The organism is Streptomyces muensis (genome assembly GCF_021474425.1).
GTDB lineage: Bacteria > Actinomycetota > Actinomycetes > Streptomycetales > Streptomycetaceae > Streptomyces > Streptomyces muensis.
The window spans coordinates 47,838-69,808 of sequence record NZ_JAKEIP010000016.1 but is presented as its reverse complement, the minus strand read 5'-3'; the positions used below and the strand labels follow the sequence as shown (position 1 = coordinate 69,808).

Genomic DNA, 21,971 nt, shown 5'->3' with positions numbered 1-21,971 from the left:
GCATGCCCTGCCCGCGAAGGACCCCGGAGGTCACGGGTCGCCGACGTGGCACCCGGTTCAGACCGTCTTGACCGTGCCCCCGTCGATGACGTAGTCGACGCCGGTGATGTTGCCGGCCTTTTCGGACAAGAGGAACGCGATCAGGGCCGCCACTTCCTCGGGCTCGGTCCCGCGGCCCATGGTGATGTTCTGGTCCGTCACCATCCGCTGGGTGAACTCGTCGAGGCTCATGCCGGACGCGGCGGCCCACTGGGCGACCTGGCCGTTCGGGTCCTTGTAGACGGAGGTGCGGACCAGGCCGGGGGAGATGGTGTTCACGCGTACGCCTAGGGGACCGAACTCCTCGGCCAGGGACTTGCCGAGCGCGGTGAGCGCCGCCTTGGCCGCGCTGATGGCGACCGGGAAGCCTCCGGGCATCAGGCCCAGGATGGACGAGACGTTGACGATCGCTCCCCGGCGCTCGATCAGGCTGGGCAGGGCCGCACGCGTGGCACGGACCGTACTGAGCACGTTGATGTCGAACGCGCCGGCCCACTCGGTGTCGTCGACGTCGAGGAAGCCGACGGTCGCCGCGTCCCCGCCGCCCACGTTGTTCACCAGCAGGTCGATGCCGCCCAGCTCGGCGAGAGCGGCGTCCATGAGGGCGGCGACGCCTTCCGCCGTGCTCAGGTCGGCCGCCACCGCATGCGCGCCGGTCTCCTTCAGCTCGGGCGTGACGGTCCGGGCGGCGCCCACGACACGGACGCCCTCGTCGGTCAGGGTCCGGACGGTGGCGAGTCCGATGCCCCGGCTGGCACCGGTGACGACGGCTGTCCTGGCGGTGAGGTTGAGGTTCATGGCACTCCAATTCCTGTGCTGTGGGCGCGAGATGGGGCTGGCGCGCGTGCCTCGGTCGGGCTACGCGGCGGCCTCGATTCCACATTAGCCTACAGATGTAGGTTTTCCATCAGTCGACTGTAAACCTCTATCTGTAGGCAAACCTGCACGTGGGTGAGAAGATAGGATCTGGAGGATGTCCATGACCAGGAGCAGCACCGCACAGCCCGGCGATCGGCGCGTGCGGCGTACCCGGGCGACCTTGCAGCGCGCCCTGATCGATCTCGTCGAGGAACGGGACCTCGCGCAGATCAGCGTGGCCGACGTCGTCGACCGGGCCGAGGTGAGCCGCTCGACGTTCTACGACCACTACCGGGACGTGCACGAACTGGCCGAGGCCGCCTGTACGTCGATGATCGACGACCTGATCGGGTTCGTCCTCGCCCTCGACCCCGCCCACGCGGACCGGCCGAATACTCCGGAGGACCCGGACCCGTCACTGACGGCTTTCTTCGCGCACTTCGCCCAGCACGCGGGCCTGTACCGCAGCCTGTTCGGGCCGAGCGGAAGCGCGCGCGTCATCGAGCACGTACGGCTGCGCACCATGGCGGCCGCGCACGCCTCCGGACAGCTTCCCGGGGCGGACGCCGCCGCACCGCCGGACACGGCCGACTCCTCCGAGGTCCCGCACGACGTTCCCGCGGCGTTCGTCGCCGGCGCGCTCATCGGCGTGGCCACCGACTGGCTTCAGCGCGGATGTCCGCGAACGCCGGCCGAGATGACCACCCTGACCAAGCCGCTCCTGCTCGCCCTGGCGACCGACACCGACACCGGAACAGGCACAGACCCCGACAAAGGCGCCGGCACGTCACCCACGCCGTAACCTCTGGTCGCCGTCGCGCCTCGCGGCGAGTACGACGGCATCAGCCACAACCCCCGCGTGGCCGGCCACCCGCGGCACCGGCGGCGGGCGCGAGAATCAACCCACCACAACGACAGCGACGACGGGGGAGAACCAGTGGACAGACCGGCCTCGCGCCATGCCACGATCCTTTACTCGACATCCGCGACCTGCGCCGCCATAGGTGCCCTGCTGTGGGTGCGGGGCCAGACCGGCGCATACCCGAGGAGTTATGGGGCGTTCATAGCGGCCGACGGCTACACCCCGTCGGCCTGGCGGGTGTGGTCGGCGGCCGTGCCGCAGGAACGGCTGGGCCTGTACCTCGTCGTGGCCGGGGTCGTGCTGGCCGTGGCGGCGCGCCTGTTCTCCGCCCGGCGCGGCTGACCGTGATCGGTGTGTGATCAACAGCCCGTAGTCTCCAACTGACCAGGAAATTCACGGGGATTCGGAACACGGCGGGGGAAGCATGGAATATCGACGCGCGGCGATACCGGCACTGATCGGCGGGGTGCTGCTCACCTTGCTGCTGTGGTGGGCGGGGGCGAGTACCCAGGCGCTGCACCTGCCGGGCACCGCCGACGCGCTCGGCGGCCGGATCGCCGCCGAGTTCGAGCGCTGGCTCACCCCTTGGTCGTACGACCCTCCGGCATCGGTGCGGTTCGGCGCCGGGGCGTCCGGAGAGATCGGGGAACCGGCCGGAGCCGACGGCACCCGCTACCTCGAACTGTACGCAACCGCACTGCAGATCCGGTTCGCCGCCGTCTTCGCCTTCTTCGTGCCCGGCGCCCTGCTCCTGCTCCGCAGACTGCCACCCGTGCCCGGCCGACTGCTCGCCGCGCTGCTCGCGGTGTGGGGCTGGGGCCTGGTCGCCGGGACCCTGGCGGTGACCGTGTCCGCGCCATGGCTGATCGCCGCGCAGGGACACGGCAGTTACCGCTTCCTGCCCCAGCTGGCGAGCGTGATCTCCTCCGGACGGCAGATCCTCGTGCTGACCGCGCTCGTCGCGGCGGCGGCGACCGTGCTCGCGGCGCGAGTCACCGCCAAGGGCGCCGGCCCCGCTCCGCAGGAGGTCGTCCCGGCGCGCGCCGCCCGCCTGGCCGCCACGGCCGGGACCGCGATGATCGCCCTGTCCCTGGTCGTCCTCTCGTACCAGTCGGTCGCCGCCGCCCTGCAGACGGCGTTCACCGGGAGCGGGCTGTTCGCCGAACCGGGCGACCTGTTGCGCCAGTGGCTCCTGCTCGGTGCCTGGGCGGGCCCGACAGGCGCGTCGCTCGGCGACTGGCTGCTGTACCGGGTCGTCGACGTGCTGCTGCTCGCCATGGTGTGGTGGGCGCTACGACGGCTGCCCGCACTGCTCACCCGGGCCACCGTCCCGGCGATGGCCGTGTGCGCGGTCTGCGTGACCGTTCTCGGGCTGCTGGCGACCCAGTTGCTGCGAGTGGTGCTGGACGGGTCGAGCCTGCGCTGGGACCTGCTGTACCTGTCCGGCGGCCTGGGCGGCGGTGTCCCGGCGGCTCTGATCTGGGGCCTGGTCGCCGGAACCGCGGCCACCGTCACGTTGCGGTTGGCGGTCGGCCATGCGGAGACCACCGGTGCCGGTGCCGGTCCCGATTCCGACGCCGACGCCACGGTCTCCGTCCAGGACCCCGCCCGGTCCTGACGCGAGCGGGCCGGACGCCGCCGCCCTGGGCGAAAGGGCGGCGGCGTCCGTCACCCCGGGCGAAAGGGGGTTGGCAGCGCCGTGATTGCCCTGTTCAATGGCGCCGTTTGTGATCGCGCCCGCTCGGCGCGGCTCGAATTCCCCTTCCTCGCCCGACTCCCCGCCCCGACAGAAGGGTCGACTCTGGTGCTGAACTTCGGTGATCACGTCCCGGACACCCTCGTCTTCGGCCCCGGACACGCGGTGCTCGACCCGCTCACGGGTGCCCCCGCACAGTTCGTGGACGAGCTGACGCCGGCCCGCCGTTTCCTGCTCGACAACGTTGCCACGGCGTGGCATTCGGTGGAGCACCAGTGGGGATCAGGGCACGTGATCACCGACCGGGGCGCCGCCCGCTGGCACACGCCCGTCGAACGGCGGGTGGCGGACGACGGGGCGGTCGAGGCGGTGCACACGCCGCTGCCCGGGGTCCGGGTGGAGATACGCCGGCACGTGCGCGAGGGACTGCTGTGCGAGCGGTACACGGTCGTGAACACGGCCGAGGAAACGCTCACCATCACCGGCCTGGGCGTCCAGACGCCCTTCGCCGACCTGTACGACGGAGCCGAGACCTCCCTGGAACAGGCGGTGCACGCGCATCTGTTCACCGGCGGGACATGGGCGTGGGCGCTCGCGCAGCCGATGTCCGGGGAGGGGCGATGCCTGGGCCTGATCGTGCGGGAAGGGGTCGTCCGCGCCTACTCGGTGGAGTCGCGCAACCAGTACTCGCAGTCCAACGCCCGCGGTCACCTGGTCCTGCTGGTGACCGATCAGGCCCGCAACCCGGAGGCGTTCGGCGGCCAGCCCGTGCTCCGGCTCGGCCCCGGCGAGTCGACGGCGGTGGCGTGGGAGCTGGGCTGGTATGCCTCGGTCGAGGACTTCACCGCCGCGACCCGGCCGCCGGCCGTCCTGTCCGCCTACGCCGCCGAACTCGGGGAGTCCGGGGAGCCCGGAGAGCCGATCGTGGTCGAGGCGGCCTCGTCCTCGGTGAGCAGCCCGGACCCGGACGTGACGGTGGAGCGCGCGGCGGAGGGCCGCTACCGCGTGCGGGCTTCCCGGCATGGCAGCTTCCGGCTGGACATCGGGGACGACGCCCGGACCGAGGTGCTGTTCCATCTGCCGTTGGAGGAGGTCGTACGCCGCCGGGTCGCGTACATCACGCGGCACCAGCGGGCCCGGGAGCGGCCCGGTCTGCTCCGGCACGCGTTCGTGCCGGTGGACACACGCACCGGCCTGACCCAGGCGACCAACGGCTGGTCGGACTGGACGGACGGATCCGAACGGATCGCCATGCCACTGCTGCTCCAGGCCGCCGTCGACCGCGGCCTCGCGGACGCGGAGGAGATCGAACCCCTGCTGGCCGGCTGGGCCGCCTTCGCCCGCCGTCATCTGCTCGACGAGAGCGCCGCCCCGCGCCGCGGCTCCCAGACCTGGCACACCGGGCCCCGGCTCTACGACACCCCGTGGCTGGCCCGCTTCTTCGACGACCGGCACCGGGCCCACGGCCGGCCGGACGACCTCGACCTCGCCGCCCGGATCCTGGAGCGAGGCTTCGAACTCGGCGGCGCCTCCCATCTGTCCATCGGTCTGTCCCCGACAACCCTGTCGGTGTGCGCCAGCCTCGTGACAGCCGGGCAGCCCGACCGCGCCGAGAAGCTGCGGGACCAACTCATCGACAGCGCCCGGCAGTTCGTGGCGGCGGGCAGACGACTGCCCGCCCACGAGGTCGCCTACGAACAGTCCATCGTGGCCCCCCTGCTGGACCTCCTGACCGACGCCCACACCCTCACCGGCGACCCCGTCTTCCACGACGCCATCGCCGAACGACTGCCCTGGCTGCTGGCCTTCGGCGGCCCCCAGCCCCACGTCCGGCTGTACGGCGTCGCCATCCGGCACTGGGACGGCTACTGGTTCGGCGCCAACCGGCTGTGGGGCGACGTCTTCCCGCACTACTGGAGCGCGCTGACCGCCGTGACCCTGCTGCGTCTGCCCGCCACGCTGCGCACGGACCACACCGATCGCCTCGCCGAGGCGATCCTGCGCGCCAACATGGCGAACTACTCCGAGGACGGCTCCGCCACCTGCGCCTTCGTGATGCCCTCGACCATCGACGGCAGGCCGGCGCACACCGCCGACCCGCTCGCCAACGACCAGGACTGGCACCTGCTCCTGTGGCTGCGGGCCAAGGAGGAGGCCCGGGCCAAGGAGGAGGCCCGGGCCAAGGAGCAGGCCCGGGCCGAGGAGCAGGCCGAGGAGTCGGGCTACTTGATGTAGACGAGACCGTCGGTGGTGATCGTGGGCCGGCCGCTGGTGCCGACCACGACGATCTTGACGGTGTGCTTGGCGCTGCTGGACCAGGTCTTCGTCCAGATCGCCTGCCGGTAGAGAGTGGTGGAGGACTTCAGGTCGACGGTGCTGACCTTGACGCCGTCGACGTAGACGTAGACCTGACCCGAGCTCGCGGCCCGTGAGACCACCCAGGAGGCGGAGCGGCCGGTGAAGGTCCAGGTGAGGCTCGCGCCCTTGGAGCCGCTGGAGTACGACTTGCCGCCCAGGTAGCTGGTGGAGGAGCGGGTCGTCCAGCTGCCGGACTTCACCGCCGAGGTCTCCTGAAGGATCACCGGGGTGTAGGCGGGGGAGGAGGTGCGGTAGTTGCCGGCGTAGTCGTAGGCACGCATCGACCAGGTGGTGGCCGTACCGGACTTGGCGGTCTTCGCGGAGCTGGTGGTGGTCGGGCCGTACGTGGCCGTGGTCGGGGCCAGCAGCTTCACGGAGCTCAGCGCGGCGTTGTCGGTCGCCTTCCAGCCGAGGGTGACCGGAACGGCGGCGGTGTTGACGGTGCCGGTGCGCAGGGCGAGCTTCGGTGCGGTGGTGAAGGTCGGTGCGGTCGTCTCCGCGACGACGTTCAGCGCGGTGGTGGTCACGGTCCTGCCGGACTGGTGCACCGCCCGCACCGCGACCGTGTGGCTGCCCAGGGCCAGGGTGGTGCTGGCGGAGGTGGCCGTACCGGACGTGGTGGCGACGGTCTTGCCGTCGACCAGCAGCTGGAAGCTCTTGATCAGCGAGGACGGTGTGGTGGCCGTCCACTTCACGCTGACGGCGCCCTTGGTGTAGTACGTCGAGCCGGACAGGCCCGCGCCGGAGAGCGAGGTGACCTTCAGGCCCTGCACCGGGCCGGCCGCCAAGGTGCGGATGGCCGGCAGCTGGGCGTAGAGGGAGTTGCCGGGGCACTGGGTGTTGTAGCCGTCGCGGTGGCCGGAGATCCGGTTGAAGGTGTACTTGCTGCCCGCGGTGAAGCTGGTGCCGAAGTAGTTCTTCTGGCCGGCGCCCGAGGTGAGCTGCACGGTTCCGGCCGGGTCGGCTCCGTACTGGCCGAGCTTCCAGGCGGCCACGCGGGCGATGGCGGTCAGCGCGGCGCTGGAGGCGGGGGTGGAGGTGTACTCGCCGAGCACCGCGATGCCGGCGGACTCCCGGTTCCAGCCGTAGGTGTGGGCGCCGAGCACCGGCAGGTCCATGCCGCCCTTGCGGCCCTCGAAGACGGTGCCGCACTTGTCGACGAGGAAGTTGTAGCCGACGTCGTTCCAGCCGTTGACCTGCGTGTGGTACGCGTAGATGCCGCGCACGATCGAGGCGGAGTCGGCGCACGAGTAGTCGTTGGCACCGTCGGTGTGGTGGACGAAGACGGCCTTGACGTCGGCGTTGTACTCCGACGGGTCCGGGCTGAGCGACTCGTCGGCGCCCCAGCCGGCCCGCGAGGTGATCGGCGGCTTGGGCACGGTGGACGGCGGCGCGGACGGCGTCGTGGCCGACGGGGTCGGCGACGTCGAGGGGGACGCGGACGCCGAGCCGGTGGGCGTCGACGTGGCCGTGGCCGTGGCGGTGGCCGTGGTCTCGGTGGGCGCCGGGGCCGTTGTGGTCTGACCGTCCGTCGGCGTCGCACCGTCCGTCGGTGTCGTGCCGTCCGTGGGCGTCGTGGCGTCGGTGGGCGTGGCCGCCGGGTCGCTCTCCGCGGCGACGAACGCCGCCGGCTCGGTGGCCGCGGCCTCGGCGTCGGTCACCACACCCGGATCGACCAGGTTGACCTGCAGCCCCTTGGGCAGCGCGCCCGTGGTGCCGTCCTCGTGGACGACCTGGACCTGGACGCCGTCGGAGGGACCGACCCACAGCGGCTCGGACGCGCCGCGCATCCCGGCCTCCGGCTCCTCCGGCGGGTCGATGTTCACCTCGAGGTCACGCCAGGCGCTCCACGCGCCGCTGACCAGGTCGCGGGTCCGCACCTGCGCCGTGCCGTCGAGCCGCTTGACCGCTCCCGCCCAGGACACGCCGACCAGCGAGAACTGCTCGGTGTCCGTACGCGGAAGCTCCCGCTTGCCGCCCGTCGCCCCCTTCAGGGCGAGGTCGTAGACCTGCACCGGCCGCTTCGCCCGGCCTCCCGCGCCCGGATCGCCGGACGGGCTGGCGACCGCGTAGGTCACCACACCCGTTCCCCCCAGGACCACCGCACCGAGCGTCAGCCACGCCCGACGCTTCAAGCTCAACGGTCTGTACGCATGCGACGTACGACGACTCACCACGAACCCACCCCAGTAGAAGGCCCCGAGCCGCGGAAGGCGCAGGGCCACGAAGAAAGTCACCTGAGGCACACCCGACACACAGGTGGCCTGCCTTACCCAGCGAGTCGTGGCTGAAAAACATCACTCGGTTCGAGATCTTGGTGACGTAGATCACTCTGCCCTCTACCGCTTCGGCGCGAGGCGCCGACCGCTACGCTCACCTGCGGCAACCCGGCGAGCGGTGTCCAGAACCGGCAGCGGTTCGACGGGCCGGAAGGGGCATGGCGGTGGCAACGCTTGAAGAGATCCGAGCCCTGCTGGGTGAACCCCGGTTCAACTGGTCCGATCCGACGCCATGGGGCGAACTGGAGCAGGAACTCGGTGTCGAATTCCCTGCGGACTTCCGCGAGATCGTGGACGCCTACGGCTCGATCGAGATCAATGGGCAGTTGTACCTGAAGCATCCCGCCGGCCACCTTCTTCACGATCTGGGAACGATGATCCGGGGGGATCTCGACCTCTGGCGTGACGACGACATGGTGGAATTTCTGCCGAGTCCGGTAGGGGCGGACCCCGGCGAACTGGTGCCGGTGGCGACGGCCACGACGGGCGAGGCGGTTTTCCTGTGTGTTCCCGACGCCACCTCGTCGCCCTGGCGTGTCGTGGTCCAGGAGTTCGACAGCCCGTCCTGGACTCGCTACGAGATGACGTTCAGCGATTGGCTGCTGGCTTATCTCAAGGGGAGGGATGTGACGTTGTGCGCGCGCGACCGTGCACCTGGCGGCCCGTTCTGGGAATTTCTGCCCTGAAATTCGGGACGCGGCACCGCCACCCCGGCGGATGCCGACCGGTTGTGGGCCGTCCTCGACCGGGACGCGACCCGGGTCTGAGTCGACGAGACGCTGCCGCACCCTCCTCGACCTTGAATTCATGCAGGTCAGAGAGGATGCGGCAGTGCGAATTGGATGCCGCCGGTTATGTTCGCCATCAGTGCCCGACCGCCTGCACGGGGGTCAGTGGTGCTTCCTGTCGACCGCCCGGAAGCTGCCGACGAGCGCGAAGGGCACCACGTTGCCGTCGAACACCACGGTTCCGGGGATTCCACTACTGGAGTCTCCGCGCCCGACAGTCGCAATTGCAGGACCGTTGTCGCAGGTAATTCCGGTGAAGAATTCGACTCTCTTGTCGGATTCGTTCCGGACGTTGAAGCTGGTCGCCGGACTGCTGATTACAGCGATGCACTCACCCCCGTCGACCGAATACGTTCGCTCGTTGACGAAGACCCGTCCGCGATCGTCGTCGTCCCTGTCGTCGCCGCCCCACTTCGACTGCCCGTTCCCTCCTGTCCGCCCGTCCCCGCCCGTCTGGCCGTCTCCGCCCATGTCTCCCCCCTGAGGCAAGGAGGCAGCGGCCTCCTGCGCCGATGCGGCGGACTCCGGTACGGAACTCGAAGCCGACGCATAGTTCACGGTGGTTGCGGCGATGACGGTGAGGCCCACCGACAATGTGATCCCGACCACGGTGCGCGTACGCATTCCGCTTCTCCCTCTCGCAGGCATTTGTTTCTCCATCTCTCAGGGATGCCAGCCGACCTGGCCGCCTACGAAAGAACCTACTCACGCCGAATTCTGTCGCCACTTCAGAAATCCATGAGGGACGCCAGTAAGGGGCCGATCGGGCGTTCAGGAATCCAGATCGGCACATGTGACGGACCGTCAAAAAACGAAGGGCAGAGGCGACTTGGTCCCGGAGCTGGGCCGTACGGGGGACCTGTCTGACCCCTCGTCACACTTCTGCGCGCGTGTCGGGCATTGACAACGCGCCGCGCGACCACTACGAGGCCACCCCGGGCATCGGGATCTGCCCTGATCAGGGCCTCATAGCAGGAACTGTAGCGGGCACGCACAGCCGCCACGGAGAGACTTGCCGAAGCCGCGCGCAAAGACCGCGACGCCCTCATGAGTCAGCGTCACCTGTCGGGCGTGAAGCGAACGACGCCCGCGGACGAAGTGTCAGGTCGCGGCCGACGCCGTCGCGTCACGGGCCTCCAGCAGCCGACGCTCGCCGTCCAGGCCCCCCAGAGACGCCGCAGCACCCCGTCCTGACCCTCATTCATGCAGGTCAGCCAGGGTGCTGCGGCATCCGCGTATCAGATGTCCCGGAAGATCTCGATCTGTGCCCCGATGGAGTTCAACCGCTCGGCGAGGTCCTCGTAACCCCGGTTGATGACGTACACGTTCCGCAGCACGGACGTGCCCTCCGCCGCCATCATCGCGAGCAGGACGACCACGGCGGGCCGCAGCGCGGGCGGGCACATCATCTCGGCGGCGCGCCAGCGGGTCGGGCCCTCGACGAGGACGCGGTGCGGGTCGAGGAGCTGCAGGCGGCCGCCGAGGCGGTTGAGGTCGGTCAGGTAGATCGCGCGGTTGTCGTAGACCCAGTCGTGGATGAGGGTCTTGCCGGACGCGACGGCCGCGATGGCCGCGAAGAACGGGACGTTGTCGATGTTCAGGCCCGGGAAGGGCATGGGGTGGATCTTGTCGATCGGGGCTTCGAGCTTGGACGGACGGACCGTCAGGTCCACCAGCCGGGTGCGGCCGTTGTCCGCGAAGTACTCGGGCGTGCGGTCGTGGTCGAGGCCCATCTCCTCCAGGACCGCCAGCTCGATCTCCAGGAACTCGATGGGCACGCGACACACCGTCAGCTCCGACTCCGTCACCACGGCGGCGGCCAGCAGGCTCATCGCCTCGACCGGGTCCTCGGAGGGGGAGTAGTCGACGTCCACGTCGATGGTCGGCACGCCGTGGACCGTGAGCGTCGTCGTGCCGATGCCCTCGACCCGGACGCCGAGCGCCTCCAGGAAGAAGCAGAGGTCCTGGACCATGTAGTTGGAGGAGGCGTTGCGGATGACGGTGACGCCGTCGTGCCGCGCGGCGGCCAGCAGCGCGTTCTCGGTGACCGTGTCGCCGCGCTCGGTCAGCACGATCGGCCGGTCGGGGCGGACGGACCGGTCGACCATGGCGTGGTACTGGCCCTCCGTCGCCGCGACGTCCAGTCCGAAGCGGCGCAGGGCGATCATGTGCGGCTCGATGGTCCGCGTGCCGAGGTCGCAGCCGCCGGCGTAGGGCAGCTTGAAGTGGTCCATGCGGTGCAGCAGCGGGCCGAGGAACATGATGATCGAGCGGGTGCGTACGGCGGCCTCCGCGTCGATCGCCGCCATGTTGAGCTCGGCCGGCGGCACGATCTCCAGGTCGACGCCGTCGTTGATCCAACGGGTGCGCACGCCGATGGAGTTGAGCACCTCCAGCAGGCGGTACACCTCCTCGATCCGGGCGACCCGGCGCAGCACCGTGCGGCCCTTGTTGAGCAGCGAGGCGCACAGCAGGGCCACGCAGGCGTTCTTGCTGGTCTTGACATCGATGGAACCGGACAGCCGACGTCCGCCGACAACCCGCAGATGCATCGGACCGGCGTAGCCGAGGGACACGATCTCGCTGTCCAGGGCCTCACCGATTCGGGCGATCATCTCAAGGCTGATGTTCTGGTTGCCGCGCTCGATGCGGTTGACGGCGCTCTGGGAGGTGCCGAGCGCCTCGGCCAGCTGCGTCTGTGTCCAGCCACGGTGTTGCCGGGCGTCACGGATGAGCTTGCCGATGCGTACGAGGTAGTCGTCTGCCATGAGGTTGAGGTTATCTCAGATATGAGATGGCACATTCCCGAGGGGGCCGTTCGGGTGACGGGCCGTCAACGCCGCCTGGCGGTACGGGTACGACGCCACCCGAAAGGTCCGGGCAAATCCATCGATGTCGTACGACGTCCGGTACTGCTGTGCGTGCGTCGTGGCCCGTGCCTGCCACCGGTGGTGATGGACCAGGAGTGCCGGTTGATGTTCAGCCGCACTCCGGGCAGGATCCGAAAGCTCTTGCGGAATGTGAGGGGCACGGATGCCTCCCTCCGAGGGTCGGGGTACGGGTACGTATCTCTCGGCTACCCCGACACGCCGAAGTGATGGCAGCTCGTCACACGGAGTCCGCGGACTCCGCGGAAACGGCGTCGGCGATCAGCCGGGCGACCTGCTGAGGGGAGAGCGGGGCGGTGTCGACGACCTCGGCCTCCCGGCTGAGCCAGGGCAGGGCGTCGCGGTAGGCGGCGCGATGGTCGAGGCGCCACTGGCGGGCCTTGGGGAACTGGGTGTTGGTCACGTCGTCCGTCTCGATCCGCCGGGTGAGGGTCTCCGGGTCGGAGTGGAGCACGAAGTGGTGGACCGGGATGCCCGCCTTCTCCAGGCCGCCGCGGATCTCCGTCCAGTACCGCTCGACGAGAACCGTCTGCGGTACGACGAGCGCCCCGCCGAGGTAGCCGAGCAGCTGCGTGGCCGTCTCCACCACCAGATGGCGCCACGGCGGCCAGTGCTGGAAGTCGGTCACCTGGGGGAGCTTCTGGACGTGTTGCAGCATGTAACCGACGTACTCGGCGTCGAAGACCGTCGCGTCCGGCACCAGGTCGACCAACTCACCGGCCGTGGTCGTCTTGCCCGCGCCGAAGGTTCCGTTCAGCCAGATGATCATCCGGTGAGCCTAGTGGCGCGGGCCCGATGGAGGTGGGGGACGGTGGGGGATGACCTGAAAAGGCCGGCCCGACGCTCGTGGCGTCGAACCGGCCTTTCCGATGGTTCGTCCCGGCGGATCAGTCCGTGCCGGACTCCATCGCCGCGCGGTCCAGCAGCGCGTCCTCCTCGGAGACCTCGCCGCGGGAGGCGATGGCCTCGGCGCCGCCCTCGGGGAGTTCCGGCATGGTGCCGATCAGGCCGGTGGCGGCCGCCTGGGAGGCGCCGATGGTGGGGCTGCCGGTGCCGATCAGGCCGAGGCCCGCGTACTGCTCCAGCTTGGCGCGCGAGTCGGCGATGTCGAGGTTGCGCATGGTGAGCTGGCCGATCCGGTCGACCGGGCCGAACGCCGAGTCCTCGGTGCGCTCCATGGAGAGCTTGTCCGGGTGGTACGAGAACGCCGGGCCCGTGGTGTCGAGGATCGAGTAGTCCTCGCCGCGCCGCAGCCGCAGGGTCACCTCGCCGGTGATGGCCGCGCCGACCCAGCGCTGCAGCGACTCGCGGATCATCAGCGCCTGCGGGTCCAGCCAGCGGCCCTCGTACATCAGGCGGCCGAGACGCCGGCCCTCGTTGTGGTACTGGGCGAGGGTGTCCTCGTTGTGGATCGCGTTCACGAGGCGCTCGTACGCCGTGTGCAGCAGGGCCATGCCGGGCGCCTCGTAGATGCCGCGGCTCTTGGCCTCGATGATCCGGTTCTCGATCTGGTCCGACATGCCCAGGCCGTGCCGGCCGCCGATGGCGTTGGCCTCCATCACCAGGTCGACGGCGGTGGCGAACTCCTTGCCGTTGATGGTGACCGGGCGGCCCTGCTCGAAGCCGATCGTCACGTCCTCGGTGGCGATCTCGACCGACGGGTCCCAGAACCGGACGCCCATGATCGGCTCGACCGTCTCGATGCCGGTGTCCAGGTGCTCCAGGGTCTTGGCCTCGTGGGTGGCGCCCCAGATGTTGGCGTCGGTGGAGTACGCCTTCTCCGTGGCGTCCCGGTAGGGCAGGCCGTGGGCGACCAGCCACTCCGACATCTCCTTGCGGCCGCCGAGCTCGGTCACGAAGTTCGCGTCCAGCCAGGGCTTGTAGATCCGCAGGTGGGGGTTGGCGAGCAGGCCGTAGCGGTAGAACCGCTCGATGTCGTTGCCCTTGTAGGTCGAGCCGTCGCCCCAGATCTGGACGTTGTCCTCCAGCATCGCCCGCACCAGCAGCGTGCCGGTGACGGCACGGCCCAGCGGCGTGGTGTTGAAGTACGCCCGCCCGCCGGAACGGATGTGGAACGCGCCGCAGGTCAGCGCGGCCAGGCCCTCCTCGACCAGTGCCGCGCGGCAGTCGACCAGGCGCGCGACCTCGGCGCCGTAGGTCTTGGCGCGGCCGGGCACCGAAGCGATGTCGGGCTCGTCGTACTGGCCGATGTCGGCGGTGTAGGTGCACGGGACGGCGCCCTTGTCGCGCATCCAGGCGACCGCGACCGAGGTGTCGAGGCCGCCCGAGAAGGCGATGCCGACGCGCTCGCCGGTGGGCAGGGAGGTGAGGACCTTGGACATAGGAAGAGTATGCATGAAGACGCATGGTCATGCAAAGGGGTCATGCGGAGGCATGTAGAAGCAGGCATGTCGAAGCCCCGGGACATGACCATCCCGGTCCCATGTACTAGAGTTATCTCGACATCGAGATATCTGCCGAGGCGTACCGCAGCCGCACGCGTCGTCGAGTCCGGCGGTAAGGGTTACCTAACTTAGCCTGACCTTAGCGGATCGGCCAAGACATCGTGGCGGCAGGATGCGGTGGGAACGCGCACATCAATGAAGGAGACTGTCGTGTCGGCGAACAGCTTCGACGCCCGCAGCACGCTGAGCGTGGGCGACGAGTCGTACGAGATCTTCCGGCTGGACAAGGTCGAGGGCGCCGCGCGCCTCCCCTACAGCCTGAAGGTGCTGCTGGAGAACCTCCTCCGCACCGAGGACGGCGCGAACATCACCGCCGACCACATCCGCGCCCTCGGCGGCTGGGACTCCCAGGCCCAGCCGTCGCAGGAGATCCAGTTCACGCCGGCCCGCGTGATCATGCAGGACTTCACCGGCGTGCCCTGTGTCGTCGACCTCGCCACCATGCGTGAGGCCGTGAAGGCCCTCGGCGGCGACCCGGCCAAGGTCAACCCGCTCTCGCCGGCCGAGATGGTCATCGACCACTCCGTCATCGCCGACAAGTTCGGCACCTCGGACGCCTTCAAGCAGAACGTCGACCTGGAGTACGGCCGCAACAAGGAGCGCTACCAGTTCCTGCGCTGGGGCCAGACCGCTTTCGACGACTTCAAGGTCGTCCCCCCGGGCACCGGCATCGTCCACCAGGTCAACATCGAGCACCTGGCCCGCACCGTCATGGTCCGCAACGGCCAGGCCTATCCCGACACCCTCGTCGGCACCGACTCGCACACCACCATGGTCAACGGCCTCGGTGTGCTGGGCTGGGGCGTCGGCGGCATCGAGGCCGAGGCCGCGATGCTCGGCCAGCCGGTCTCCATGCTCATCCCGCGCGTCGTCGGCTTCAAGCTGACCGGTGAGCTCACCCCCGGCACCACCGCCACCGACCTCGTGCTGACCATCACCGAGATGCTCCGCAAGCACGGCGTCGTCGGCAAGTTCGTCGAGTTCTACGGCGAGGGCGTGGCCGCCACCTCGCTCGCCAACCGCGCCACCATCGGCAACATGTCGCCGGAGTTCGGCTCCACGGCCGCGATCTTCCCGATCGATGCCGAGACGATCAACTACCTCAAGCTCACCGGCCGCTCCGAGCAGCAGCTCGCGCTCGTCGAGGCGTACGCCAAGGAGCAGGGCCTCTGGCTGGACCCGAAGGCCGAGCCGGACTTCTCCGAGAAGCTGGAGCTCGACCTCTCCACGGTCGTCCCGTCCATCGCCGGCCCGAAGCGCCCGCAGGACCGCATCGTCCTGGCGAACGCCGCCGAGCAGTTCAAGCTGGACGTCCGCAACTACGTCGACGTCGTCGACGAGGCCGGCCAGGAGTCCTTCCCGGCCTCCGACGCCCCGGCCGTCGCCCCGAACGGCACCCCGTCCAACCCGGTCACCGTGACCGCCCCCGACGGCTCGACGTACGAGATCGACCACGGTGCGGTGACGGTCGCGGCCATCACCTCCTGCACCAACACCTCCAACCCGTACGTCATGGTCGCCGCCGCGCTCGTGGCCAAGAAGGCGGTCGAGAAGGGCCTGACCCGCAAGCCGTGGGTCAAGACCACCCTCGCCCCGGGCTCCAAGGTCGTCACCGACTACTTCGACAAGGCGGGCCTCACCCCGTACCTCGACAAGGTCGGCTTCAACCTCGTCGGCTACGGCTGCACCACCTGCATCGGCAACTCCGGCCCGCTGCCGGAGGAGGTCTCCAAGGCCGTCAACGACCACGACCTGGCCGTGACCTCGGTCCTCTCGGGCAACCGCAACTTCGAGGGCCGTATCAACCCCGACGTCAAGATGAACTACCTGGCCTCCCCGCCGCTGGTCGTCGCGTACGCCATCGCGGGCTCCATGAAGGTGGACATCACGCGTGACGCGCTGGGCGCCGACCAGGACGGCAACCCGGTCTTCCTGAAGGACATCTGGCCCTCCGAGGCCGAGGTCAACGACGTCGTCGCCAACGCCATCGGCGAGGACATGTTCTCCAAGTCGTACGAGGACGTGTTCGCCGGTGACGCCCAGTGGCAGGCGCTGTCGATCCCGACCGGCGACACCTTCGAGTGGGACGCCGAGTCGACCTACGTCCGCAAGCCCCCGTACTTCGAGGGCATGACGATGGAGACCACCCCGGTCTCCGACATCTCGGGTGCGCGCGTGCTCGCCAAGCTCGGCGACTCGGTCACCACCGACCACATCTCGCCCGCCGGTGCCATCAAGGCCGACACCCCGGCCGGCAAGTACCTCACCGAGCACGGTGTCGAGCGTCGTGACTTCAACAGCTACGGCTCCCGCCGCGGCAACCACGAGGTCATGATCCGCGGCACGTTCGCCAACATCCGCCTGCGCAACCAGATCGCGCCGGGCACCGAGGGCGGCTACACCCGCGACTTCACCCAGGCCGACGGCCCGGTGAGCTTCATCTACGACGCCTCGCAGAACTACCAGGCCGCCGGCACCCCGCTGGTCATCCTGGGCGGCAAGGAGTACGGCTCCGGCTCGTCCCGCGACTGGGCGGCCAAGGGCACCGCGCTCCTCGGCGTCAAGGCCGTCATCACCGAGTCGTACGAGCGCATCCACCGCTCGAACCTCATCGGCATGGGCGTCCTCCCGCTGCAGTTCCCGGCCGGCCAGAACGCCGACTCGCTCGGCCTGACCGGCGAGGAGACCTTCTCCATCACCGGCGTGACCGAGCTCAACGAGGGCACCACCCCGAGCACGGTCAAGGTCACCACCGACACGGGCGTCGAGTTCGACGCGGTCGTCCGCATCGACACCCCCGGTGAGGCCGACTACTACCGCAACGGCGGCATCATGCAGTACGTGCTGCGCAGCCTGATCCGCAAGTAAGCGGCACGGCAGGGCAGTCGAGGGCCGCGCCCCGGGTGACCGGGGTGCGGCCCTTCGCCGTGTCCGGCCCAGGTCATCGCCCCCGCTCAGGCTGAACACAGGATTCCCCCAGCGGACCGGGACAGGATCGGGACATGTCCGCCACTTCCGGTTCCCGCACCGGCCGAGCCGTCCGGCCGGCGGAGGACGCGAGATGACCGCCCTGCCGCGGCTGCGCACGCACTCCATGCGCACCCGCCTGCTCCTGTTCATCGGCGCCACCCTCGTCGCCGTGTGCGCCGCGACGGCGCTCACCACCGCCCTGCTCCAACGCGCCGCTCTCATGGCCGACCTGGACGACCGTGTCACCGAAGCCGCCGAGCGCAGCCTGGACGGGGCCGGGCTGCGTCCGTACGACAAGGACGACCTGTCCTTCCTCACCGAGCAGGGCCGTCCCACCGGCCTGCTCGCCGCCCGCCCGGACGCCGACGGACACATCGTCTCCGCCGCGACGGTCGCCGAGGGCACCCCGCCCCGGAACCTCACGGCCGCCCAGCGCGCCGCCCTGGCCGGCCTCGCCGCCGACGGCTCCCCGCACACCCGGAACGTCCCGGGCCTCGGCACCTACCGGGTCACCGCCATCGAGAACGACGGCGTCCGGGTCCTCACCGGGCTCCCCATGGACGACGTCCAGCGCATGGTCAGCGGCCTGGTGCTGGGCGAGGCGGTCGTCGCGGGCGCGGGGCTGCTGGTCGCCGGGGGCGTGTGCGCGGTGGTCGTACGACGCCAACTGCGCCCCCTGGACCGGGTCGCCGCCACCGCCGCCGAGGTCTCCCGCGCACCGCTCGACCGAGGCGAGGCCGGCGCCCTGACCCGGATCCCGGCCGGGGACACCGACCCCGCCAGCGAGGCCGGACAGGTCGGCGCCGCCCTCAACCGCATGATCGACCACGTCGAGTCCTCCCGCACCGCCCGCCGGCACACCGAGGAACGCATGCGCCGCTTCCTCGCCGACGTCAGCCACGAACTGCGCACCCCGCTCGCCTCGATCTCCGGTTACGCCGAACTCATGAACCGCGACACCGGCCGGATCGAGCCCGTGCTCGCCTGGCGCCGCGTCCATGCCGAGTCGGCCCGGATGACGAGCCTGGTGGAGGACCTGCTCCTGCTGGCCCGCCTCGACGAGGGACGCCCGCTGTACTCCGCCGAGGTCGACCTCGCGGCGCTGGTCGCGGAGGCGGTGTGGGACGCGCGTGCCGCCGGGGACGGGCGCGAGTGGCGGCTCGAACTCCGCCTGGACGCCCCGCCGTTGGTCCTCGGCGACGCGGCCCGGCTGCGTCAGGTGGTGGCCAACCTGCTGGCCAACGCCCAGGTCCACACCCCGCCGGGCACCACCGTGGTCGCCTCCGTCGAGGCCGACGCCGGCCACCGCGTGATCCGGGTACGGGACGACGGCCCCGGCATCCCGCCCGGTCTCCTCCCACAGGTCTTCGCCCCCTTCACCCGCGCCGACGCCTCCCGGGCCCGCGGCGGCCCGCACGACGGAGGCTCCGGTCTCGGCCTCGCCGTCGCGGCGGCGATCGTGTCCGCGCACGGCGGCCGTATCCACGTCGAGAGCGAGCGGGGCCGTACGGAGTTCACCGTCGAACTGCCTCCCGTGGGCGCCGAACCTCCGCCGCCGTCGACGGGGGAGCCCCGGCGTGAGCCCACGCGGTCGTCCATCCGGACGTTCGCCCACAACCCCTGACCGGCCACGCGCCACGTGCCCCACGAACCGCTGCCCACGCCCGGCGCTTTCGGACAAATCGCGGGCCCGCCACGACGGTTACCCCCGGTTCGCGGTCACGCCTCCGTGACCGCGACGTAGGAATGCGGTGCCCCCCGGGTCGCACATGTGACCGCCGAGCGACCCCGGCCGCACCCGTCGGCGAGTTCCCCGCACGCCCACGCCGGTCCGGCGAGGCACGCGGGCACCCGCCGACCACAACCGGCAGACCCGGTTCCCCCAGCCTCGCCGGTTCACCGAAAACCCCTCTGTCCGGCCCCCTTTGCCCGTTTGTAGCGTCCCTTTCGACCTGATCCACCACGGCATGTCAGGGATGGAAAAGCATGCGCAGAGTGATCACATCGACGATCGCGGCGCTGACCGCGGTCCTGCTGAGCCTGGGCGCCATGGCCCCGGCCCAGTCCGCGGAGAACGGCACCGGCGCGCGGGATCTGACCGCCGCCGTACCGGACGGTCCGGCGAAGAAGTGCGTGGAGACCGCCGAGAGTCGCGACCTCGCGTCCTGGGCCTGCGTCGGCTCCGAACTCCTCGCGAACGGCAAGGTCGAGCAGCTCGGCCCACAGGAACAGCGGCCGACCGTCTCGGCCTACGCGCCCGACGACGAGGACGGCTGGTGCGAGACGACCGGCCTGTGCACCCGGCTGGTCAGCGACTACATCCGGGAGACGAAGGCCAACATCTGGTACGGCTACGGCGACCAGACCGTCGGCTCCTACGACGCCGTCCTGCGGAACAACCTGAACGGCAGGCAGCCCCGCCTCACCACGACCCTGATCCTCGACGACGGGCCGCCGCTGTACTTCCCGACCATCACCACGACCTGCTACGAAGAGCACACCCTGTGGCCGGACGACACCTGCGGCACCGACACCATGGGCGGCGCCTACCTCACCACCGAGGGCTCCCGCTGGAACAGTGGCCTGCGCTACGGGGACCGGCTGGAGAACTCCAACGAGTACTACCACGCGCTGGACGCCGGCTGGGTCCCGACGGGCTACGCCCCGTTGTCGGGCAGGCTCTTCGAGACCCCGTACTTCTACTGCTGGGGCGCGGACCCCTGCTACTTCACCGAGTGAGGGCACAGTAGGAGCAGACAGCAGAGACCGTCGCACAGCTAGGGCGTCGCGGACGGGCACCGGCCGGGGTCCGTCCGCGACGCCGCGGGCGGTCGACGAGAGGAGCCTCAGCCGTGTCGCGCACCCCCCACACCTGGGCGGACTTCCCCGTCGCGCGTCCATCCGACCCCCGTGGACTCGCCACCCGGCGGGACCCCGTGGAACTCCGTCACGACGGCCGTGTCCACCGGCGCGTGGGCGACTCCGGCTGGCACATGGCGATCTGCTGGTTCGCCGGTCCTGAGCATGTCGTGCGGGTCCCCGACGAACCCGGCTGGCACTCGGTGCGCACCACCTTCGCGGCCACCGGGGCCGACGCCGGCGAGCCCGTCGTGCAGTTCTCCGAACGCACCGAGGCCGACCAGGATCTCATCGAGGAGGACGTCAACGCCTTCCTCACCGAGGCCGGGATCCCTCCGCGACCGCGTGGCTTCACCTGGTTCCTGGACGTCCCCCCGGACCGTTCCCTGACCGACCTGTGGCGTCTGGTCGGTCAACGGGAACGGCAGCTGCCCACCAAGGCCCCCCGGCCCGACGAGACGGCCACGGCCGTTCGGGCGGCGGTCGCCCACTTCTTCTCCTGAGCCGAGCTGCCGCCGGCGACGGCCACCACCCGCTCCTCCCGCGAGCCCTTGTGCGACAGGCGTTTACAACCACGCTCCCCGGCGCTACCTTCCGCAGCAGACGGGGTGGGAGCGCTCCCATAGCGGTGGACCGGAACCCGTCGCCCCGGACCGTTCCCGCCCCGCGCATCCGCACGCACACCCACACAAAGGCCCGCACGGCCCGTGCCTGACGGAACGGACTGGACTGTCATGATCCTGACAAAACAAGGGGCGACCGGGACCACCCCGCCCCGCCGATTAACCCTCCCCACCCGCGCCAGAGCCCTCTTCCTCGTCCTGGTCTCCCTGCTCGCGACCATCCCCGCCGTCGCCCTCGTCATGAGCACCGGCGGCGAGGCGGAGGCCCACGGCACCCCCATGAAGCCCGGCAGCCGCACCTTCCTGTGCTGGCAGGACGGCCTCACCGACACCGGTGAGATCAAGCCCGTCAACCCGGCCTGCAGGGCGGCCCAACAGGTCAGCGGCACCACGCCGTTCTACAACTGGTTCTCGGTGCTCCGCTCCGACGGCGCCGGCCGCACCCGCGGCTTCGTGCCCGACGGCGAGCTCTGCAGCGGCGGCAACACCAACTTCACCGGCTTCAACGCCCCGCGCGACGACTGGCCGCTCACCCATCTCACCTCGGGCGCGACCGTCGACTTCTCCTACAACGCCTGGGCCGCGCACCCCGGTTGGTTCTACGTCTTCATCACCAAGGACGGCTTCGACCCCAAGCAGACCCTCACCTGGGACGACATGGAGGAACGGCCCTTCCTCTCGGTCGACCACCCGCCGCTCAACGGCTCCCCGGGCACGGTCGAGGCCAACTACTCCTGGTCCGGGCAGCTTCCGGCGAACAAGTCGGGCCGCCACATCATCTACATGGTCTGGCAGCGCTCGGACAGCGCGGAGACCTTCTACTCCTGCTCCGACATCGTCTTCGACGGCGGCAACGGCGAGGTCACCGGCATCAAGGAGCCCGGCAACCCGACCGACCCGGTGCCCGGCGAGTGCTCCGCCACCCGTCGCACGACCGGCACCTGGTCGGGCGGCTACCAGTCGGAGGTCACCGTCACCAACTCCGGCGACGTCCCGATGCTCGGCTGGATGGTCGACTGGACGCTCCCCACGGGGCAGAAGGTCGAAAGCCTGTGGAGCGGCAACGCGACCTACACCGGCCAGGATGTGATGGTCCACAACGTCGACTGGAACGGCTCCCTCGATCCGGGGGAGAGCACGACGTTCGGCTATGTGGTGTCCGGCTCGGGCGGGGACAGTACGACGACGCTGCCCTGTCGGGTCGGCTGAACACCCCCTGAGATGGGCCCCGGTGGCAGGCCGTCAGCCGGCCACCGGGTACCCGTCGTGACGGCGGCCGACCCGCC

Annotated in this window: 17 protein-coding genes; 10 read left to right on the top strand and 7 right to left on the bottom strand. The window is 70.2% G+C overall.

Annotated features, from left to right (window positions below; genetic code table 11):
* Positions 1–57: 57 nt before the first annotated feature.
* Positions 58–837, bottom strand: a complete 780-nt coding sequence (locus tag L0P92_RS06955) for an oxidoreductase (protein ID WP_234761633.1) — start codon at positions 835–837, stop codon at positions 58–60.
* 181 nt (positions 838–1,018) lie between these two features.
* Here L0P92_RS06955 and L0P92_RS06950 point away from each other — a divergent pair, with 181 nt between their 5' ends.
* From L0P92_RS06950 to L0P92_RS06935, 4 genes are all read left to right on the top strand, one after another.
* Entirely contained in the window at positions 1,019–1,699 is a 681-nt protein-coding gene (locus tag L0P92_RS06950) for a TetR/AcrR family transcriptional regulator (RefSeq protein ID WP_234761632.1), read from the top strand.
* A gap of 135 nt (positions 1,700–1,834) precedes the next feature.
* Entirely contained in the window at positions 1,835–2,101 is a 267-nt protein-coding gene (locus tag L0P92_RS06945) for a hypothetical protein (protein WP_234761631.1), read from the top strand.
* Between the two features lie 82 nt (positions 2,102–2,183).
* The gene (locus L0P92_RS06940) at positions 2,184–3,377 is read left to right on the top strand and encodes a hypothetical protein (protein WP_234761630.1); all 1,194 of its coding nucleotides are present in this window, start codon (positions 2,184–2,186) and stop codon (positions 3,375–3,377) included.
* 186 nt (positions 3,378–3,563) lie between these two features.
* Positions 3,564–5,690 (top strand): hypothetical protein, encoded by a 2,127-nt coding sequence (locus L0P92_RS06935; protein WP_234761629.1) that lies wholly within the window; start codon positions 3,564–3,566, stop codon positions 5,688–5,690.
* Here L0P92_RS06935 and L0P92_RS06930 read toward each other — a convergent pair.
* On the bottom strand, positions 5,678–7,948 hold the full coding sequence (locus L0P92_RS06930; protein WP_234761628.1) for a peptidoglycan recognition protein family protein: 2,271 nt from the start codon (positions 7,946–7,948) through the stop codon (positions 5,678–5,680). The genes L0P92_RS06935 and L0P92_RS06930 overlap by 13 nt on opposite strands.
* Positions 7,949–8,256: 308 nt before the next feature.
* Here L0P92_RS06930 and L0P92_RS06925 point away from each other — a divergent pair, with 308 nt between their 5' ends.
* On the top strand, positions 8,257–8,778 hold the full coding sequence (locus L0P92_RS06925; RefSeq protein ID WP_234761627.1) for an SMI1/KNR4 family protein: 522 nt from the start codon (positions 8,257–8,259) through the stop codon (positions 8,776–8,778).
* Positions 8,779–8,982: 204 nt separating this feature from the next.
* On the opposite strand, the gene L0P92_RS06920 is transcribed toward L0P92_RS06925, so the two are convergent.
* The 5 genes from L0P92_RS06920 to argG all read right to left on the bottom strand — a co-directional run bounded on the left by L0P92_RS06920 (position 8,983) and on the right by argG (position 14,110).
* The gene (locus L0P92_RS06920; protein ID WP_234761626.1) at positions 8,983–9,504 is read right to left on the bottom strand and encodes a hypothetical protein; all 522 of its coding nucleotides are present in this window, start codon (positions 9,502–9,504) and stop codon (positions 8,983–8,985) included.
* A 614-nt stretch (positions 9,505–10,118) separates the two neighbouring features.
* A complete protein-coding gene (locus L0P92_RS06915; RefSeq protein ID WP_234761625.1) occupies positions 10,119–11,648 on the bottom strand; it encodes a helix-turn-helix domain-containing protein in 1,530 nt (509 codons plus the stop codon).
* Positions 11,649–11,713: 65 nt separating this feature from the next.
* Positions 11,714–11,911 (bottom strand): DUF4236 domain-containing protein, encoded by a 198-nt coding sequence (locus tag L0P92_RS06910; RefSeq protein ID WP_078916421.1) that lies wholly within the window; start codon positions 11,909–11,911, stop codon positions 11,714–11,716.
* A 77-nt stretch (positions 11,912–11,988) separates the two neighbouring features.
* Complete coding sequence (locus L0P92_RS06905) at positions 11,989–12,537, bottom strand: AAA family ATPase (protein WP_234761624.1); 549 nt, start codon at positions 12,535–12,537, stop codon at positions 11,989–11,991.
* A 118-nt stretch (positions 12,538–12,655) separates the two neighbouring features.
* Entirely contained in the window at positions 12,656–14,110 is a 1,455-nt protein-coding gene (gene argG, locus L0P92_RS06900) for an argininosuccinate synthase (RefSeq protein WP_234761623.1), read from the bottom strand.
* A 273-nt stretch (positions 14,111–14,383) separates the two neighbouring features.
* Between argG and acnA the strand changes: the two genes are divergently transcribed.
* The 5 genes from acnA to L0P92_RS06875 all read left to right on the top strand — a co-directional run bounded on the left by acnA (position 14,384) and on the right by L0P92_RS06875 (position 21,894).
* Positions 14,384–17,101, top strand: coding sequence for an aconitate hydratase AcnA (gene acnA, locus L0P92_RS06895; RefSeq protein ID WP_308289636.1), 2,718 nt, complete (start codon positions 14,384–14,386; stop codon positions 17,099–17,101).
* A gap of 193 nt (positions 17,102–17,294) precedes the next feature.
* A complete protein-coding gene (locus L0P92_RS06890; protein ID WP_234761621.1) occupies positions 17,295–18,827 on the top strand; it encodes a sensor histidine kinase in 1,533 nt (510 codons plus the stop codon).
* Between the two features lie 362 nt (positions 18,828–19,189).
* Positions 19,190–19,942, top strand: a complete 753-nt coding sequence (locus tag L0P92_RS06885) for a hypothetical protein (RefSeq protein WP_234761620.1) — start codon at positions 19,190–19,192, stop codon at positions 19,940–19,942.
* A gap of 113 nt (positions 19,943–20,055) precedes the next feature.
* Entirely contained in the window at positions 20,056–20,565 is a 510-nt protein-coding gene (locus L0P92_RS06880) for a DUF5956 family protein (RefSeq protein WP_234761619.1), read from the top strand.
* 231 nt (positions 20,566–20,796) lie between these two features.
* A complete protein-coding gene (locus L0P92_RS06875) occupies positions 20,797–21,894 on the top strand; it encodes a lytic polysaccharide monooxygenase auxiliary activity family 9 protein (protein ID WP_234761618.1) in 1,098 nt (365 codons plus the stop codon).
* Positions 21,895–21,971 lie beyond the last annotated feature (77 nt).

Bases quoted from the DNA above. Each gene is read 5' to 3' on its own strand.
- L0P92_RS06940 (WP_234761630.1), top strand. From the start codon at position 2,184: ATGGAATATCGACGCGCGGCGATACCGGCACTGATCGGCGGGGTGCTG.
- argG (WP_234761623.1), bottom strand. From the start codon at position 14,110: ATGTCCAAGGTCCTCACCTCCCTGCCCACCGGCGAGCGCGTCGGCATC.
- L0P92_RS06890 (WP_234761621.1), top strand. From the start codon at position 17,295: ATGACCGCCCTGCCGCGGCTGCGCACGCACTCCATGCGCACCCGCCTG.
- L0P92_RS06950 (WP_234761632.1), top strand. From the start codon at position 1,019: ATGACCAGGAGCAGCACCGCACAGCCCGGCGATCGGCGCGTGCGGCGT.
- L0P92_RS06905 (WP_234761624.1), bottom strand. From the start codon at position 12,537: ATGATCATCTGGCTGAACGGAACCTTCGGCGCGGGCAAGACGACCACG.
- L0P92_RS06920 (WP_234761626.1), bottom strand. From the start codon at position 9,504: ATGCGTACGCGCACCGTGGTCGGGATCACATTGTCGGTGGGCCTCACC.
- L0P92_RS06885 (WP_234761620.1), top strand. From the start codon at position 19,190: ATGCGCAGAGTGATCACATCGACGATCGCGGCGCTGACCGCGGTCCTG.
- L0P92_RS06875 (WP_234761618.1), top strand. From the start codon at position 20,797: ATGATCCTGACAAAACAAGGGGCGACCGGGACCACCCCGCCCCGCCGA.
- L0P92_RS06955 (WP_234761633.1), bottom strand. From the start codon at position 837: ATGAACCTCAACCTCACCGCCAGGACAGCCGTCGTCACCGGTGCCAGC.
- L0P92_RS06915 (WP_234761625.1), bottom strand. From the start codon at position 11,648: ATGGCAGACGACTACCTCGTACGCATCGGCAAGCTCATCCGTGACGCC.